Genomic DNA, 17,277 nt, shown 5'->3' with positions numbered 1-17,277 from the left:
TCTCACGCCTCCGGGGCTTCGAACGCCGACGTCCGCCGCAGGCCCGCCGCCCGTCCCTTGCCGGAGACGACCAGCGCCATCTTGCGGCTCGCCTCGTCGATCATCTCGTCGCCGAGCATCGCCGACCCCTTCTTGCCGCCCGCCTCGGACGTCGCGTAGTCGTACGCGTCGAGGATCAACTCCGCGTGGTCGTAGTCCTCCTGCGACGGCGAGAAGATCTCGTTCGCGGCGTCGATCTGCCCCGGGTGGAGCACCCACTTGCCGTCGAAGCCCAGCGCGGCGGCCCGGCCGGCGACCTCGCGGAACGCGTCCACGTCCCGGATCTGGAGGAACGGCCCGTCGATCGCCTGGAGATCGTGCGTACGAGCCGCCATCAGGATCCGCATCAGGATGTAGTGGTAGGCGTCCGCGCCGTAACCGGGCGGCTGCTGGCCGACCACCAGCGTCTTCATGTTGATCGACGCCATGAAGTCGGCGGGGCCGAACACGATGGTCTCCAGTCGCGGCGACGAGGCGGCGATCTCGTCGACGTTCACGAGCCCCTTGGCGTTCTCGATCTGCGCCTCGATACCGATACGGCCGACCTCGAAGCCCATCGTCTTCTCGATCTGGGTGAGCAGCAGATCGAGCGAGACGACCTGCTGCGCGTCCTGGACCTTGGGCAGCATGAGGCAGTCCAGATTGTGGCCCGCGCCCTCCACGACCGTGATCACGTCACGGTAAGTCCAGTGCGTCGTCCAGTCGTTGACGCGTACGACCCGCGTCTTGCCCGTCCAGTCACCCTTGTTGAGCGCGTCGACGATGGTGTGCCGGGCGCCTTCCTTGGCGAGCGGAGCGCAGGCGTCCTCCAGATCGAGGAAGACCTGGTCGGCGGGCAGGCCCTGTGCCTTCTCCAGGAAGCGCGGGTTGGAGCCGGGGACGGCGAGGCAGGAGCGGCGGGGCCTGAGCCTGTTCGCGGGACCGCCGGTGCCGGCGGCGTCGAGGCTGGTCATGTGTGGACCTCCAAGGGGTCGAGCTTGTTCGCGTGACGGATCTCGTCGACGATACGGCCGATGATCTCGGTGATCCCGAAGTCCTTCGGGGTGAAGACGGCGGCCACTCCGGCGGCCCGCAGCGCCTCGGCGTCGGCGCCCGGGATGATCCCGCCGACGATCACCGGGATGTCCCCGGCCCCCGCCTCGCGCAGCCGGCCCAGCACATCGGGCACCAGCGCGGCGTGCGAGCCCGAGAGGATCGACAGGCCCACGCAGTGCACGTCCTCGGCGACGGCGGCGCTCACGATCTGTTCGGGTGTCAGCCTGATGCCCTGGTAGACCACCTCGAACCCGGCGTCCCGCGCGCGTACGGCGATCTGCTCGGCCCCGTTGGAATGGCCGTCCAGCCCCGGCTTGCCCACCAGCAACCGCAGCCGCCCCGAGCCGAGTTCGGCGGCCGTACGGGACACCTTCTCCCGTACGGCGGCGAGCGCCGTGCCCGCCTCGGCGGCGACCGCGACCGGTGCGCCGCTCACCCCGGTCGGCGCCCGGAACTCGCCGAAGACGTCACGCAGCGCCCACGCCCACTCGCCGGTCGTCACACCGGCCCGCGCGCACTCCACGGTCGCCGCCATCAGATTGCCGGTACCGGCCGCCGTCCGCTTCAGCGCGGCCAGCGACTCGCCCGCCCGCGTCTCGTCCCGGTTCTCCCGCCACTCCCGCAGCGCCGCCACGACCCGCGCCTCGTTCGCCGGGTCGACCGTCATGATCGCGGTGTCCAGATCGGCGGTCAGCGGGCTGGGCTCGGTCTGCTCGAAGCAGTTGACGCCGACGATCTTCTCCTCGCCCGACTCGATACGCGCCCGGCGCCCGGCATGCGAGGAGACGAGCCGCGACTTCAGATAGCCCGACTCGACGGCGGCCATCAGACCGCCCATCTCCTCGATCCGGTCCATCTCCGCCAGTGAGTCCTCGACGAGGGAGGCCACCTTCGTCTCCACGACATGCGACCCGGCGAAGATGTCGTCGTACTCCAACAGGTCGCTCTCCAGGGCCAGTACCTGCTGTATCCGCAGCGACCACTGCTGGTCCCACGGCCGGGGGAGCCCCAACGCCTCGTTCCACGCCGGGAGTTGTACGGCGCGGGCCCGCGCGTCCTTGGAGAGCGTCACGCCCAGCATCTCCAGCACGATGCGCTGCACGTTGTTCTCGGGCTGCGCCTCCGTCAGCCCCAGGGAGTTGACCTGGACGCCGTAACGGAAGCGCCGCTGCTTCTCGTCCCGTACGCCGTACCGCTCCCGGGTGATCCGGTCCCAGATACGGCCGAAGGCGCGCATCTTGCACATCTCCTCGATGAAACGCACCCCGGCGTTCACGAAGAACGAGATACGGGCGACGACATCACCGAACCGCTCCGCCGGCACCTGCCCGCTGTCGCGCACCGCGTCCAGCACGGCGATCGCCGTCGACATCGCGTACGCGATCTCCTGGACTGGGGTGGCCCCCGCCTCCTGGAGGTGGTAGCTGCAGATGTTGATCGGGTTCCATCTGGGGATGTGCGCCACCGTGTACGTGATCATGTCGGTGGTCAGGCGCAGCGAGGGCACCGGCGGGAAGACATGCGTCCCGCGCGACAGATACTCCTTGACGATGTCGTTCTGTGTCGTCCCCTGGAGCAGCTCGCTGTCCGCGCCCTGCTCCTCGGCGACCACCTGGTAGAGCGCCAGCAGCCACATGGCGGTCGCGTTGATGGTCATCGACGTGTTCATCTTCGCCAGCGGGATGTCCTGGAACAGCCGCCGCATGTCCCCGAGATGGGAGACGGGGACGCCCACCCGGCCGACCTCGCCGCGCGCCAGGACATGGTCCGGGTCGTAGCCCGTCTGCGTCGGCAGGTCGAAGGCGACCGAGAGACCGGTCTGGCCCTTGGCCAGGTTGTTCCGGTACAGCTCGTTGGACGCCTCGGCGGTGGAATGGCCGGCGTACGTCCGCATCAGCCAGGGCCGGTCCTTCGGCCGCCTGCCGCTGCCGGCCTCCCGCTCCGCCGCCCGGCCCGCGTCCCGTTCCGCTTCCGGCATGTCACACGTCCCGGAAGCGGTTGATGGCGCCGATGTGGAGCGCGCGGGTCTCGGGATCGCCGACCCCCAGGCCCTCGCGGGGCGCGAGCGCGAGCACCCCGACCTTGCCCTGATGGCGGTTGCTGTGCACGTCGTACGCGGCCTGGCCGGTCTCCTCCAGGGGGTACACCTTCGACAGCGTCGGGTGGATCTTTCCCTTGCCGACAAGGCGGTTGGCCTCCCACGCCTCGCGGTAGTTGGCGAAGTGTGAGCCCACGATCCGCTTCAGCGACATCCACAGATAGCGGTTGTCGTACTCGTGCGTGTAGCCGGACGTCGAGGCGCAGGTGACGATCGTGCCGCCCTTGCGGGTGACGTACACGCTGGCGCCGAAGGTCTCCCGGCCCGGGTGCTCGAAGACGATGTCCACGTCCTCGCCGCCGGTCAGCTCCCGGATGCGCTTGCCGAACCGCTTCCACTCACGCGGGTTCTGATGGTGCTCGTCCTGCCAGAACCGGTACTCCTCGGCGGTGCGGTCGATGATCGCCTCGGCGCCCATGCGCCGGCAGATCTCCGCCTTGTGGTCGCTGGAGACCACACAGACCGGGTTGGCGCCGCCGGCGAGCGCGAACTGGGTCGCGTACGAGCCGAGTCCACCGCTCGCCCCCCAGATCAGCACGTTGTCGCCCTGCTTCATCCCGGCGCCGTTGCGCGACACGAGCTGGCGGTAGGCGGTGGAGTTGACCAGACCGGGGGCCGCGGCCTCCTCCCAGCTCAGATGACGGGCCTTGGGCATCAGCTGGTTGGACTTGACGAGCGCGATCTCGGCCAGGCCGCCGAAGTTCGTCTCGAAGCCCCAGATGCGCTGCTCGGGGTCGAGCATCGTGTCGTTGTGCCCGTCCGAGCTCTCCAGCTCGACGGAGAGGCAGTGCGCGACGACCTCGTCGCCCGGGTGCCAGGTGTTGACCCCGGGCCCGGTGCGCAGCACGACCCCGGCCAGGTCGGAGCCGATGACGTGGTACGGCAGGTCATGACGCCTCGACAGCTCGCTGAGCTTGCCGTAGCGCTCCAGGAAGCCGAAGGTCGACATCGGCTCGAAGATCGAGGTCCAGACGGAGTTGTAGTTGACCGAGCTGGCCATGACGGCCACCAGGGCCTCGCCGGGGCCGAGTTCGGGCACCGGCACGTCGTCGATGTGCAGAGACTTGCGCGGGTCCTTCTCGCGTGAGTCGAGACCGGCGAACATGTCGGTCTCGTCCTTGTGTACGGTCACCGCGCGGTAGGTCTCGGGCAGGGGCAGTGCGGCGAAGTCGGCGGACGTGCTGTCCGGCGACATGATGGCGTCCAGGATGTCCTTCACGGTGTGGCCTCCGGCGGAGCGTGTTGCGGGAACGCTGAACAGGTCCCTGAGGGGTGGGACGTGGGGCCGCGCTGTGCGCGTGGGGCGATGGAGGTGTGCCGTCGGTTCGGCGTGGGGTGGTGCGTGGCGACGCCGGGTGGGCGTGCGGAATGCCTGTGACGCAGGCGTCCGGGCGCGCGGGCCGGGTGGCTCGCGGGGACAGCCGGCGTACGAGGGAACTCGGTGCGCCGGCCGCCCGGACACCCACAACGTATGGCACGCCGTGTCGATGGACAAGGCACTGCGTGCCAAGAATTCGTCTCAGTTGTCATCCGTGAGGCACGCATGAGCACCAGCAGTCCACTCTGTGAGGTGAAATGTCACCTTAGGTGGCTGTTTGGCGGCGGAGCGGCTCAGTTGAGGCGTGTCACCGTGGGCGTGCGGGTGAAGAGCCGGTCGCGGAACGAGTCACGCGTTCTTGAGCGCCTGCTTGATCGTGCGCATGACCTCGTCCAGCGGCGCGTCCGTACGGGCCACCGCCACCAGGACCTCGCCGCTGGTGCTCACCGTGGCCGCCGGCTGCGCCGCACCGCCCATGGCCCGGCCCGCGGCGATGCCCGAGCTGAACGTGTCGCGGACGATCGCGAAGGCGTGGTCCAGCTGCGCCTCCACATCGCCCTGGCCGTCGGCCCGCAGCCAGCGGCGCAGCACATGGTTGTGGGCGGTGACGACGGCGGACGCGGCCACCTCGGCGAGCAGCGGGTCGTCGTTGCCGTCGGGGTGCTCGTGCTCGTCGAAATGGCCCAGCAGATAACGGGTGAAGAGCCTTTCGTAGCGGGCCACCGAGGCGATCTCCGCCTCGCGCAGGGTGGGCACCTCGCGGGTGAGCTGGTAGCGCGCCACGGACAGGGTTGGCGAGGCCGCGTACATCCGCATGACTTCCTTGATGCCCCGGCACACCGTGTCGAGCGGATGCTCGTGCGCGGGCGCCGCGTTCAGGACGGCCTCCGCGCGGACGAGGGTGTCGTCGTGGTCGGGGAAGATCGCCTCTTCCTTGGAACGGAAGTGCCGGAAGAACGTCCGCCGCGCGACCCCGGCCGCCGCGGCGATCTCGTCGACGGTCGTCGCCTCGTACCCCTTGGTCGAGAACAACTCCATCGCCGCCGCCGACAGTTCCCGGCGCATCTTCAGCCGCTGGGCCGCCGCGCGGCTGCCCGCCGCGCTCTCCGGCGCGTCGGACGTCGGGTTCGTACGGGCGGTCCTTCGGGCGGAGTCAGCGGGCTGGGCCATGCCCCGAACGTACTGCATCCGCGCAGGACGGCGCGCCCGTGGGGGGCCGCTCCCGGACGTCAGCGCCGGGCGGCGTACTCGCGGAAACCCCGGCCCGTCTTACGGCCCAGACAACCCGCCGCCACCAGGTGTTCCAGCAGCGGCGCCGGAGCCAGCCCGGGATCGCGGAACTCGCGGTGCAGGACCCGCTCGATGGCCAGCGAGACATCCAGACCGACCACGTCCAGCAGTTCGAACGGCCCCATCGGATAGCCGCCGCCCAGCTTCATCGCCGCGTCGATGTCGTCCAGCGTCGCGTAGTGCTCCTGGACCATCTTCACCGCGTTGTTCAGATACGGGAACAGCAGCGCGTTCACGATGAAACCGGCCCGGTCGCCGCAGTCCACCGGATGCTTGCGGATCGCCGCGCACACCTCGCGGACCGTCGCGTGGGCCTCGTCCGACGTGAGGACCGTACGGACCACCTCGACCAGCTTCATCGCGGGCGCCGGGTTGAAGAAGTGCATCCCGATGACGTCCTGCGGACGCGTGGTGGCGCGGGCGCACGCCACCACCGGCAGCGACGACGTGGTGGTCGCCAGCACCGCACCCGGCTTGCAGACCTTGTCGAGCGCCGCGAACAGCTGCCGCTTGACCTCCAGGTCCTCGGTCACCGCCTCCACGGCGAGATCCACATCGTCGAACGCGTCCAGCGAGCCGGCCGGGGTGATCCGCGCCAGCGCGTCGTCGCGCGTCTCCCCGGTCAGCCGCCCCTTGTCGACGGAGCGGCCCAGCGACTTGGCCACGCGCGCCTTCGCGGCGTCCGCCTTCTCCTGGCTGCGGGCCGCGAGCACCACGACGTAACCCGCCTTGGCGAAGACCTCGGCGATACCGCTCGCCATCGTGCCCGAGCCCGCGACGCCGACCGAGCGGACGGTCCGCTCGCTCCCGTCGCCGAGGCCGTCGTCCAGCGGGGTCAGCGCGTCGCGCACGACCGTGCCGCTGCCCGGCGCCTCGTACGTGTAGAAGCCGCGCCCCGCCTTACGGCCGGTGAGCCCGGCCTCGCTGAGCTGCCGCAGGACCGGCGTCGGGGCGTGCAGCCGGTCGCGCGAAGCGGCGTACATGGCCTCCAGGACCGTACGGGCGGTGTCGACGCCGATCAGGTCGAGCAGCGCCAGCGGGCCCATCGGCAGCCCGCAGCCGAGCCGCATCGCGGCGTCGATGTCCTCGCGGGACGCGTACCTGGCCTCGTACATCGCGGCGGCCTGGTTGAGATAGCCGAAGAGCAGCCCGTCCGCGACGAAGCCGGGCCGGTCGCCCACGGCGACGGGCTCCTTGCCCAGCTCACGCGCCAGCGTCGTGACGGCGCTGACGGCGGTCGGCGCTGTCAGCACCGACGAGACGACCTCGACCAGCCGCATCGCGGGGGCCGGGTTGAAGAAGTGCAGCCCGAGCACACGCTCGGGATGCGCGGAGTCGGCGGCGAGCCGGGTCACCGACAGGGCGTTCGTGCCGGTGGCCAGGATGGCGGTGGGGGAGACGATCGCGTCCAGCGCCCGGAAGACCTGCTGCTTGATCTCGTACGACTCCGGGACGACCTCGATGACGAGATCGGCGTCCGCGGCGGCCCCGAGATCGGTGAACGTACGGAAGCGGGCGAGCATCGCGCTCCGCTCCTCCTCGGTGATCCGCCCGCGCTCCACGGCACGCGCGGTGGACGCTTCGAACACGCCGACCGCGTGGGCGGTGGCGCTCTCGTCGATGTCGATACCGATGACCTCACGGCCGGCGCGGGCGAGGACCTCGGTGATACCGGTCCCCATCGTGCCGAGGCCGACGACGGCGATGGTGGAGAGAGGAATGTCCATCACGGGACTCCTGGGGTGAGTGACGACTGAAGAGGGGACAGGTGCGTGTCGCGTGCGCGTGCCGCGCGGGCGGAGATGGCGGTGAGGGCGGCTGTGGCAGGGAGAAGCGAGAGCCGGCGGACCCTGTCCCGGGATCACGCCGTGCGGCCACGGTGAAAACGGCCGCGGTGTTGCCCAACCGCGTTGTGCCGAACCGACGGACACTCACGGTGGCTGCGTCACCAGGCCACCGGGAGCCGCGGGGTTCCCCGCTCACCTGAGATTAACCGGCGGGTAACGAGCGCGCCAGCCCTGCGGAGATGTGCGATGCGCCACCGGTGGAATCCGGCCGTTCCAGGTTGCGGTGGTCACGGAGAGCGCCCTCGTGGACACGGAGCGCGGATACCCTGCCCGGCATGAGCGAGCTGGAACGGCAGGCAGGACCCGTGGACACGGCGGGGGCGGCGGGAGTGGCGGGGGCCGCCGGGGTGACCGCACCCCGTGCGGCGGTCACCGCCCGTGCCGAACAGAGCACCCCCGACGAGCACTTGCGCTCGCTCGCCGAGCGGGTACGGGAGGAGTCCCGCGACTCGGCCACGTACCGGCGGCTGATCGGCACTGACGACCACGAGGAGCTGGCCGACGTCCTCGTCGCACCCCGACACCCCCTGTGGGCCCGGGAGATCGCCGCCTTCCGGCTGGGCCGCGCGGGGGACAGGCGGGCGTTCGAGACGCTGGTGCTGCTCCTCAACCACCGCGATCCCGAGCGCTGCGCGTCGGCCGCGCACGCGCTCGCCCGGCTGGCCGACCCCCGTACCCCGCGCGCCGCCGCCGCGCTCGCCACGAACGTGCTGCGCACCGCGTACGCGCTCCACCCGGTGCGGCTGCTGACCGAGCTACGGGCGCCCGAGTCCGTACCGGCCCTGCTCACGACCCTGGAGCGGCTGCTCGCGCCCGGCGAGACGCACTGGCGGGTGGCGCTGGCCTGCGTCGAGGGTCTGGGGCAGCTGGGCGACCGGCGCGCGCTGCCCCTGCTCAGGGCCGCCCGCGCGCACCCCCGGCTCTCCGGCGCCGCGTCGGAGGCGCTCAGCCGGCTCGGCTGAAGGAGCGGGCGTAACGCACCTCGGGCACTTTCGCGTCGCCGACCTGGAAGGGTTCCTCGGCGCCGTCGGGTGTGAATCCGGCCTTTTCGTAGAAGCGCCTGGCCCGGCTGTTCTCCTTCAGGACCCAGAGGACGAGCGGGGAGCACCCGGCGGCGGTGGCCCGCTCCAGCCAGGTGTCCATCAGCGCGCGGCCGACGCCGCTGGAGACGTGCTCGGGCCGTACGTACAGCGCGTACAGCTCCTGCGCGCCGGCGGGCGTGTCCTCGTCCCGGCACGGCCCGAAGCAGGCCCAGCCGACCACGACGCCGTCACGCTCCGCCACGATGTTCACGACGGTGCCGTGCCCGCCGACGAGCCGGCCGCGCTGCCGGGCCGCGTCCTCCTCGACGCTCATCGCGTCGAGATACGCCTGCGGCATCAGCCCGGCGTACGCCCACTGCCAGCCGCCGACCCGCACGGCCGCGACGGCCTCGCAGTCGTCCTCGGTCATCGCGCGTATCCGGAGGTCCATGGCTCAGGCGTCCTCGCCGACGATCGCGAACGCCTCGATCTCAACGAGGAGTTCGGGCCGGAACAGCGCGGCCACCTGGACGGCGCTGCTGGCCGGGGGCCGCGCGGTGTCGATCACCGCGTCGCGCGCGACGCGTACGGCGGGCAGGTGCGCGACGTCGGTCACAAAGTACGTCAGCTTGACGACGTCGGCGAAGGTGGCGCCGGCCTCGGCGAGACAGCGCCGCAGATTCTCGAAGACCTGCCGCGCCTGCGCCCCGGCGTCCCCCACGCCGACGATCCCGCCTTCGCTGTCGAAGGCGCACTGCCCGGACACGGCGACGAACCGCCCGGTGCCCCAGACGACGTGGCTGTAGCCGCTGCCGGGGGCGACGCCGGCGGGGGAGTGCACATGAGTGAGTCGAGTCATGCGGACCATCCTCGCGGGCACGCTCACCGCGGGGCGACGGCTTTTCCGCGCCGGGACGGCTCGCCCGCCCCTCTCGGCCCGAGGAGCAACCCGCCCCGCGGCACGCCCGTGTCGGCAACCCCGGGCCCGCCCGGTCGCCGGTCCGTCCTCAAACGCCGGACGGGCTGAGAACGCACCCGGGTCTACGCGGCCCCCAGCGTCCTCGTCAGCAGTCCGTGCGTCTGTGGGTCGAACGCCATCAGACTGATCCGTTCCACGGCCGTCGGCGTCGACCTGAGCGTGGTGACCGCGATCCGGGCCGCCCGGTCCTGCGGGAAACCGAAGATGCCCGTGGAGATCGCCGGGAACGCGACGCTCCTGACGCCCAGTTCGTCCGCCACCTCCAGACAGCGGCGGTAGCAGGAGGCCAGGACCTCCGCCTCGCCCCGGTCGCCGCCCTTCCAGACCGGGCCCACCGTGTGGATGACATGCCGGATCGGCGGCGGCAGGTCGAAGCCGGGGGTCGCCTTCGCGTCGCCACGCGCACACGGCGCGAGCGCAGCGCCCGCCTCCGCGAGCCGTGGGCCCGCCGCCCGGTGGATCGCCCCGTCCACGCCGCCCCCGCCGCGCAGCGACTCGTTGGCCGCGTTGACGATGGCTTCCGTGTCCTGGCGCGTGATGTCGCCCTGTACGACCTCGATCACAGTCATGCCCGGATGATCGCACCGGGCCCCGCGCGTGCGCCGGAACTACAGCAGAGTCAGCTGCGTCGGCCCCACCTCGGGCACCTCAGGCACCTCCGGTGTCTCCGGGACCAGGACGCGCCGCCGCGCCGCCCGCCCGGCCGGGCCGATGCCGAACTCGTCGGCGAGTTCATGGACCTGGCGCGTGATGCGGCGCTGGTACCACTTCGGCGCGTACGCCCCCTCCGCGTACAGCCGCTCGTACCGAGGCACCAGATACGCGTGGTGCTCCCGCAGCCACCGCATGAACCACTCGCGCGCGCCCGGCCGCAGATGCAGCACCAGCGGGGTCACCGACGTCGCCCCGGACGCGGCTATCGCCCGCACCGTGGCCCGCAGTTGGTCCGCGCTGTCGCCGAGGAAGGGGATGACGGGGGCCATCAGGACCCCGCAGCCGATGCCGCTGTCCGTCAGCGTGCGGACGGCGTCGAGGCGGCGCTCCGGCGAGGGCGTGCCCGGCTCGACCGTGCGCCACAGCCGCTGATCGGTGAAGCCGACGGAGACGGACACGCCGACGTCCGTGACCTCGGCGGCCTGTTGCAGCAGTTCGAGGTCGCGCAGGATCAGCGTGCCCTTCGTCAGGATGGAGAAGGGGTTCGCGCGGTCGCGCAGCGCGGAGATGATGCCCGGCATCAGCCGGTAGCGGCCCTCGGCCCGCTGGTAGCAGTCGACGTTCGTGCCCATCGCGATGTGCGCGCCCTGCCAGCGGCGCGAGGCGAGCTGGCGGCGCAGCAGCTCCGGCGCGTTGATCTTGACGACGATCTGCGAGTCGAAGCCGATGCCGGTGTCGAGGTCCAGATAGCTGTGGGTCTTGCGGGCGAAGCAGTACACGCAGGCGTGTGAGCATCCCCGGTACGGATTGACCGTCCATTCGAAGGGCATCCGGGACGCGCCCGGTACCCGGTTCACGATCGAACGGGCGCGGATCTCGTGGAACGTGATGCCGCGGAATTCGGGGGTGTCGAAGGTCCTCGTACGTACCGCGTCCGTGTCGAAGAGCGCCGCGTCGCGGGCCGACGTGGGGTTCTCGGCCAGATTGTCCCAGCGCATGTGCGCCTCCTCAGTTGTACTGACCAAAGAATAGAACACGTGTTCCCATGATCGATGCAACCCCGGATTTGGGCGCGCCTCGCGGAGATGGTTGGCTGGCCGTCCGGAGAAACGAATGCTGGAGGAAGCCATGGCGCAGGTCGAGGCCACGACGGAGCGGATCATCGCGGCGGACCCGGAGACGGTGTTCGACGCGCTGGCGGACTACCAGGAGATCCGTCCGAAGGTGCTGCCCGCGCACTTCAGTGAGTACGAGGTCCGCGAGGGCGGCGACGGCGAGGGAACGCTCGTCCACTGGAAGCTCCAGGCGACCAGCAAGCGCGTCCGTGACTGTCTCCTCGAAGTCACCGAGCCCACGGACGGTCAGCTCGTGGAGAAGGACCGCAACTCCTCGATGGTCACCACCTGGGTCGTCACACCGGCCGGCGAGGGCCGTTCCAAGGCCGTGGTGACGACCGTCTGGGACGGCGCGGGCGGCATCGGCGGCTTCTTCGAGAGGACGTTCGCGCCCAAGGGGCTCGCCCGTATCTACGACGAGCTGCTCGAAAAGCTCGCGACGGAGACGGAGAAGGCGTCCGAGACGTCCTGAACCGTCCCCACCCCGGGGTCACCGATTCGAGTGGTTTTACCCGCGACGCGTGACGTGCGCCCGCGCACCACGCGTCGTGGGAAAGCCGCTGATGAGCGCCCCCCGGGGACCCCTCACAACCGAATGCCGCGATGCGCCGTACTCCATCCGGCGAACCGCCCGACTTGCTCCCGCTCTGCGTGCAATGTGAAGAATTACGCCGCGCAGAGGCGACGAAGGGGAGCAATTCGTGGGTGGGATCACGCTGGTGAAGGACGACGAGCAGGCCACCGTGCCCACTCCGGTCACGATCAACCCGCCCCCACCCGCCACCGGCGCCGCCACCCCGGGCGATGAACTCTCCCCGCGCCGGGTGCGCCTGGTCTTCGTCGGGCTGATGCTCGCGCTGCTGCTCGCGGCGCTTGAGCAGATGATCGTCGCCACCGCCCTGCCGAAGATCGTCGGCGAACTCCAGGGCCTGGACCGGATGCCCTGGGCGATCACCGCGTATCTGCTGACCTCCACGATCGGCCTGCCGATCTACGGCAAGCTCGGCGATCTCTTCGGCCGCAAAGGCGTCTTCCAGTTCGCGATCGTCGTCTTCATCGTCGGATCGGCCCTGGCCGGCTGGTCCCGCACGATGAACGAACTCATCGCCTTCCGCGCCCTCCAGGGCGTCGGCGCCGGCGGACTCATGATCGGTGTCCAGGCGATCATCGCCGACATCGTGCCGCCCCGCGAACGCGGGCGCTACATGGGACTCATCGGCGGCGCCTTCGGCCTCGCGTCGGTCGCGGGACCGCTGCTCGGCGGCTTCTTCACCGACCATGTCTCCTGGCGCTGGTGCTTCTACTTCAACGTGCCGTTCGGCCTCGTCACCCTCGCCGTCGTCACCGTCGTACTCAAACTCCCCAAACCCCGCACCAAGGCCCGGCTCGACATCCTGGGCGCCCTGCTGCTCGCCGCCGCGTCGACCTGCCTGGTGCTGCTGACCAGTTGGGGCGGTACGGAGTACGAGTGGGGCTCGCGCGTCATCGTCGGACTCGCCGTCGGCTCCGTCGTGACCGCCGTCCTGTTCCTGGTCGTCGAACGCTTCGCGCCCGAACCGATCATCCCGCTGCGGCTGTTCCGCGACTCGATCTTCAACATCACCGGTCTCGTCGGCGCGGTCATCGGCATCGCGCTCTTCGGCGCCGCCAGCTATCTGCCGACCTTCCTCCAGATGGTCGACGGCGCGTCGGCCACCGAGTCCGGCCTGCTGATGCTCCCGATGATGGGCGGCATCGTCGGCGCCTCCATCATCTCCGGCCAGCTCATCAGCAAGACGGGCCACTACCGGGTCTACCCGATCCTCGGCGCCGCAGTCTCCGCCGTCGGCATGTGGCTGCTGTCCCGGCTGGAGACGGACACCTCCCGGCTCGAATACAGCGTCTGGCAGGCCGTGCTCGGCATCGGTATCGGCCTGGTCATGCCGGTGCTGATCCTCGCCGTGCAGAACTCCGTGCAGCCCTCCGACCTCGGCACCGCCACCAGCGCCAACAACTACTTCCGCCAGATCGGCGGCAGTGTCGGCGCCGCCATCTTCGGCACGCTCTTCGCCGACCGCCTCACCGACGCGCTCGTCGACCGCGTCCCGTCGGGGGCCGGACTGCCGAGCGTGGAATCCATCACGCCGCAGATGGTGCACGCGATGCCACCCGCGCTGCGCGACAGCTACATCCAGGCGTACGCGGACGCGATGCCGCGCATCTTCCTCTACCTCGTGCCGGTGCTCCTGCTCGGCCTGCTCATCGCCTGCTTCCTCAAGGAGAAACCGCTGGTGTCCTACAACGCATCCGCCGCCGAGTCCACCGCCGTACCGTCCGCGCGCACCGCCCCGTCGGCACCCGCATCCTCGAACGGCGCCGCCGCCTCGCCCACGTACACGCCGGGCGTCGCCGTCTGCGGCACCGTCCAGCACCACGACGGCACGACCGTGCCGCGCGCCGCCCTCACCCTCATCGACGTCCAGGGCACCCAGATCGGGCGCGGGGCCAGCGGTGAGGACGGGCGGTACGCGCTGAGCGTGCCCGGCGCCGGGTCGTACGTGATGATCGCCGCCGCCGGCGGGCACCAGCCGCAGGCCGTCACCGTGACCGTCGGCGAGCGCCCCGTCGAGATGGACGTGGTCCTCGGCGGCGCCGGGCGGCTCGCCGGCGCCGTACTGACCGCCGACGGCACACCCGTACGCGACGCGGCCGTCACCCTCACCGACGTACGCGGTGACGTCGTCGCCTCCACCCGCAGCGGGCGCGAAGGCGGCTATGTCATCTCGGAGTTGGTGGCGGGGGAGTACACCCTCGCGGCCAGCGCCCCCGCCTTCCGTCCCGCCGCGCTCCTCGTCAGCGTCCAGGCCTCGCGTGAGACCAGACAGGACATCGAACTGGCCGGCGGGGCGGTGCTGCGCGGCACCGTACGGGCCGGCGGGGGCCGTCCGGTCGAGGACGCGCGTGTCACGCTTCTCGACGCGGCGGGCAATGTCGTCGACACTCTCACGACGGGCGCCGACGGAACGTTTCGCTTCGTCGACCTCTCCTCCGGCGAGTACACGGTCATCGCCGCCGGGTATCCGCCGGTGGCCACGGTGCTGCGGATGGCGGGCGGCGGACGCACCGAGAGGGACCTGCAACTGGGGCACGAGGACTGAGCCGACCACTGACTGAATTTCAGTCAACTTTTCCCAGTGCGCGGGCGCACGACCTATTAGTTCAATGCCCCGCGCACTGTGTGTTCGGAGCCGTACCGTGGGTGCACAGCCGCAGATCCCGGCGGCGGGGAAGGAGCCTTCCACCCATGGACAGTGGCACTCCGCCGCTCCGGACGCGGCCGCATCGCGCCGTCGCCGGCCGGATTCCGCTCGCCGTGGTCGTCGTGGACGCCGACGGCCTCGTGTCGCACTGGTCGAGCGGCGCAAGGCGGCTTTTCGGCCATTCCGAGGAAGAAGCGGTCGGGCAGCCCGCGGGCGATCTGATGCCGGTCGCCGGGGCGCTCACCGAGGACAGGACCGCGAGGGTCAACGGCGCGTACGAGGCGTACGACGGGTACGACGAGCTGGGTCCGGAGCTGCACGGACGCAGCTCCTATCCCACCGCAGGCCGGGCGAAGCTCTCCGACGCGGGACGCCCCCGGCTCGATGTGCTGTGGTGGGCCTATCCGCTCGCGGGCCCGGGACCCGGCCGCCATCTCGTACTCGCCGCGGACGTCGACCAGCTCCGTATCGACGCCGGCGCCGACAGCGAGCGGATCGCGCCGAGTTTCTCGCTGCACACCGAGTTCCCCGACTCCGAGTCGCTGGCCGGTCATCTCCCGCACATCCTGCCGGACATGAGTGTCGCCGACTCCGGGCGCATCGTCGCCCAGGTCCTCGAACTGGGCTATCCCGTACTGGAGTTCAGCCACTGCGACCGGGTCCCGGTCACCCCCGACCGGGGTGTGCCGCGCCGCGCTGCCGTCAGACAGGAGCGGGCGTACGGTCCGGCCGACCACCCCGCGCCCACGCCCGAACTCGACCTCGAATACGCGGCCGTCCGCGAGCGCCTGGAGTTCCTGAACGAGGTCAGCGGCCTGATCGGCTCCTCCCTCGACCTGGCGCGCACCATCCGCGAGGTCACCAGCGCCGCCGTCCCCCGCTTCGCCGACTTCGCGGGTACCCATCTGCGCGCCGCCGTCCTCGCCGGTGAGGACTTCCCCGCCGGCCCGCCCGACGCGGCCACCGTCTGGCACCGCGTCTGGGTCGAGCACAACGACGAACCGGGCCGCTGGGACGACACGGTGCCGATCGGCGAGGCCATCGCCTTCCCCGAACGCACCCCGTTCTTCCAGTGCATGGTCACCGGCGAGCCCGTCCTCATCCCCCGGCTCGACGAGGCGGACGGCGACCGGATCTCCGCGCAGTTCGAGAAGCGCGACCTGCGCCCGCTCATCAACAACCGCTCCATGCTGCTCGTGCCGCTCAGGGCACGCGACGTGGTGCTGGGCTTCATGGTGCTGATGCGGCGTCAGGAACGCCGCCCCTTCGACGACATGGACCGCACCACCGGCGCCGAACTGGCCGCGAGGGCCGGTCTGGTGCTCGACAACGCCAGGATGTACACGTATCAGGAGAATGTCGCCGACACCCTCCAGGACAGCATGCTGCCGCAGGTCGCGCGCCGGATGGCGGGCTGTGACATCGCCACCCGCTATCTGCCCGGCGCCCGGATCGGCAGGATCGGCGGCGACTGGTTCGACTCCGTCAAACTGCCCGGCTCCCGTACCGCGTTCGTGGTGGGCGACATCATGGGCCACGGCCTCAACTCGGCCGCGATGATGGGCCAGTTGCGTACGGCCGTGCAGACGATGGCGACCATGCAGCTGCCGCCCGCCCAACTGCTCCGCAATCTGGACGATTTGGCACGAGGGCTGGGCGAGAACTATCTGGCGACCTGTCTGTACGCGGTCTACGACCCCATCCGCTCCGAGCTCCAGATCGCCAACGCCGGACATATCCCACCCGTGGTGGTCCGCGCCGCCGACGGCCGTAGCGAACAGCTCGACCTGCCGACCGGCGCCCCCATCGGTGTCGGCGGGGTGCCGTTCGAGAACGTGACGGTACGGGTCCGCCCCGGCGACCGGCTGGTGCTCTGCACCGACGGCCTGGTCGAGGTGCGCGGCCAGGAGATCGGCGCGGGCCTGGCGGCCCTCTGCGAGCTGGCGGCGCATCCCGCCGCCTCCATGGACCAGGCCTGCGACACCGTCATCCGCGCGCTCAACACCCACGGCGGACGCAAGGACGACGTGGCGCTGCTGATGGCCAGGCTGAACGGCATCCCGGCCGACGACGTCGCCGAGTGGCGGCTCGCCCTCGACGCGCGCGAGGTCACGCGGGCCCGGCGGCTGGTGCGCGGCAAGCTGTACGACTGGAATCTGCCGCAGGCCGTGGAGCACGCCGAGCTGATGGTCAGCGAGCTGGTCACCAACGCCGTACGGCACGCCCGGATCCGCCATGTGAGGCTCCGGCTGGTCCGCGCCGACGCCCTGCTCTGCGAGGTCACCGACGACAACCCCGCCCCGGCGAGCCTGCTGGGCGCGAAGCCCGACGACCAGTTCGGGCGGGGTCTGCGGGTCGTGAGCCGGCTGGCCCGTGGCTGGGGGAGCAGCAGTACTCCGCACGGCAAGACGGTCTGGTTCGAACTGGCTCTGGCGGGACGGGGTTCGCGAGTGACGCGCGTAGGTGACGTGGCGTCAATTAACCGTCGGTGGGCGTGAGACGGGTGAGTCGCCGCTGACCGAGACGGGCCTGTGGATCATCGGCAGTGGCGATACCACGCTTCCCGGGGCGGAGTATCGGCGGACGGCACCCGGGATCGAGAGCTGCCCGCCGGGTGGTCCGTCGTGAGCCCTGCCTGACG

The 17,277-nt window shown here is 70.8% G+C and carries 13 protein-coding genes; 4 read left to right on the top strand and 9 right to left on the bottom strand.

What is annotated here, in order from left to right; all coding sequences use genetic code 11:
- Positions 1-2: 2 nt before the first annotated feature.
- From ACFWV8_RS29595 to ACFWV8_RS29575, 5 genes are all read right to left on the bottom strand, one after another.
- Entirely contained in the window at positions 3-992 is a 990-nt protein-coding gene (locus ACFWV8_RS29595) for an HpcH/HpaI aldolase/citrate lyase family protein (protein ID WP_384210625.1), read from the bottom strand.
- Positions 989-3,052: a protein meaA gene (locus ACFWV8_RS29590; protein WP_384210621.1), complete on the bottom strand. Its 2,064-nt coding sequence runs from the start codon at positions 3,050-3,052 to the stop codon at positions 989-991. Before ACFWV8_RS29590 ends, ACFWV8_RS29595 begins: the two co-directional genes overlap by 4 nt.
- Before the next feature lies 1 nt (position 3,053).
- Positions 3,054-4,391 carry a crotonyl-CoA carboxylase/reductase gene (ccrA, locus tag ACFWV8_RS29585; RefSeq protein ID WP_384210618.1) on the bottom strand — a complete coding sequence of 446 codons (1,338 nt, stop codon included), beginning with the start codon at positions 4,389-4,391 and terminating at the stop codon, positions 3,054-3,056.
- A 447-nt stretch (positions 4,392-4,838) separates the two neighbouring features.
- Complete coding sequence (locus ACFWV8_RS29580; RefSeq protein ID WP_384210614.1) at positions 4,839-5,660, bottom strand: TetR family transcriptional regulator; 822 nt, start codon at positions 5,658-5,660, stop codon at positions 4,839-4,841.
- Positions 5,661-5,719: 59 nt separating this feature from the next.
- A complete protein-coding gene (locus tag ACFWV8_RS29575; protein WP_384210607.1) occupies positions 5,720-7,507 on the bottom strand; it encodes a 3-hydroxyacyl-CoA dehydrogenase family protein in 1,788 nt (595 codons plus the stop codon).
- A 395-nt stretch (positions 7,508-7,902) separates the two neighbouring features.
- Here ACFWV8_RS29575 and ACFWV8_RS29570 point away from each other — a divergent pair, with 395 nt between their 5' ends.
- The gene (locus tag ACFWV8_RS29570; RefSeq protein ID WP_384210602.1) at positions 7,903-8,589 is read left to right on the top strand and encodes a HEAT repeat domain-containing protein; all 687 of its coding nucleotides are present in this window, start codon (positions 7,903-7,905) and stop codon (positions 8,587-8,589) included.
- Here ACFWV8_RS29570 and ACFWV8_RS29565 read toward each other — a convergent pair.
- The 4 genes from ACFWV8_RS29565 to ACFWV8_RS29550 form a co-directional block, all read right to left on the bottom strand.
- Positions 8,573-9,100: a GNAT family N-acetyltransferase gene (locus ACFWV8_RS29565; protein ID WP_384210597.1), complete on the bottom strand. Its 528-nt coding sequence runs from the start codon at positions 9,098-9,100 to the stop codon at positions 8,573-8,575. The two genes, ACFWV8_RS29570 and ACFWV8_RS29565, sit on opposite strands and share 17 nt — an antisense overlap.
- 3 nt (positions 9,101-9,103) lie before the next feature.
- Positions 9,104-9,508 (bottom strand): RidA family protein, encoded by a 405-nt coding sequence (locus tag ACFWV8_RS29560; RefSeq protein WP_384210593.1) that lies wholly within the window; start codon positions 9,506-9,508, stop codon positions 9,104-9,106.
- 182 nt (positions 9,509-9,690) lie between these two features.
- Positions 9,691-10,197, bottom strand: a complete 507-nt coding sequence (locus ACFWV8_RS29555; RefSeq protein ID WP_384210586.1) for an O-acetyl-ADP-ribose deacetylase — start codon at positions 10,195-10,197, stop codon at positions 9,691-9,693.
- Positions 10,198-10,236: 39 nt separating this feature from the next.
- On the bottom strand, positions 10,237-11,280 hold the full coding sequence (locus ACFWV8_RS29550) for an Rv2578c family radical SAM protein (protein ID WP_384210579.1): 1,044 nt from the start codon (positions 11,278-11,280) through the stop codon (positions 10,237-10,239).
- A 130-nt stretch (positions 11,281-11,410) separates the two neighbouring features.
- On the opposite strand from ACFWV8_RS29550, the gene ACFWV8_RS29545 reads away from it, so the two are divergent.
- The 3 genes from ACFWV8_RS29545 to ACFWV8_RS29535 all read left to right on the top strand — a co-directional run bounded on the left by ACFWV8_RS29545 (position 11,411) and on the right by ACFWV8_RS29535 (position 17,134).
- Positions 11,411-11,869, top strand: coding sequence for an SRPBCC family protein (locus ACFWV8_RS29545; RefSeq protein ID WP_329392191.1), 459 nt, complete (start codon positions 11,411-11,413; stop codon positions 11,867-11,869).
- 229 nt (positions 11,870-12,098) lie between these two features.
- Positions 12,099-14,534, top strand: coding sequence for an MFS transporter (locus ACFWV8_RS29540; protein WP_384210574.1), 2,436 nt, complete (start codon positions 12,099-12,101; stop codon positions 14,532-14,534).
- Positions 14,535-14,680: 146 nt separating this feature from the next.
- On the top strand, positions 14,681-17,134 hold the full coding sequence (locus ACFWV8_RS29535) for a SpoIIE family protein phosphatase (protein WP_384210568.1): 2,454 nt from the start codon (positions 14,681-14,683) through the stop codon (positions 17,132-17,134).
- Positions 17,135-17,277 lie beyond the last annotated feature (143 nt).

The sequence above is a fragment of the Streptomyces sp. NPDC058665 genome (genome assembly GCF_042714995.1).
Lineage (GTDB): Bacteria > Actinomycetota > Actinomycetes > Streptomycetales > Streptomycetaceae > Streptomyces.
This window is presented reverse-complemented; position numbering and strand designations above follow the sequence as displayed.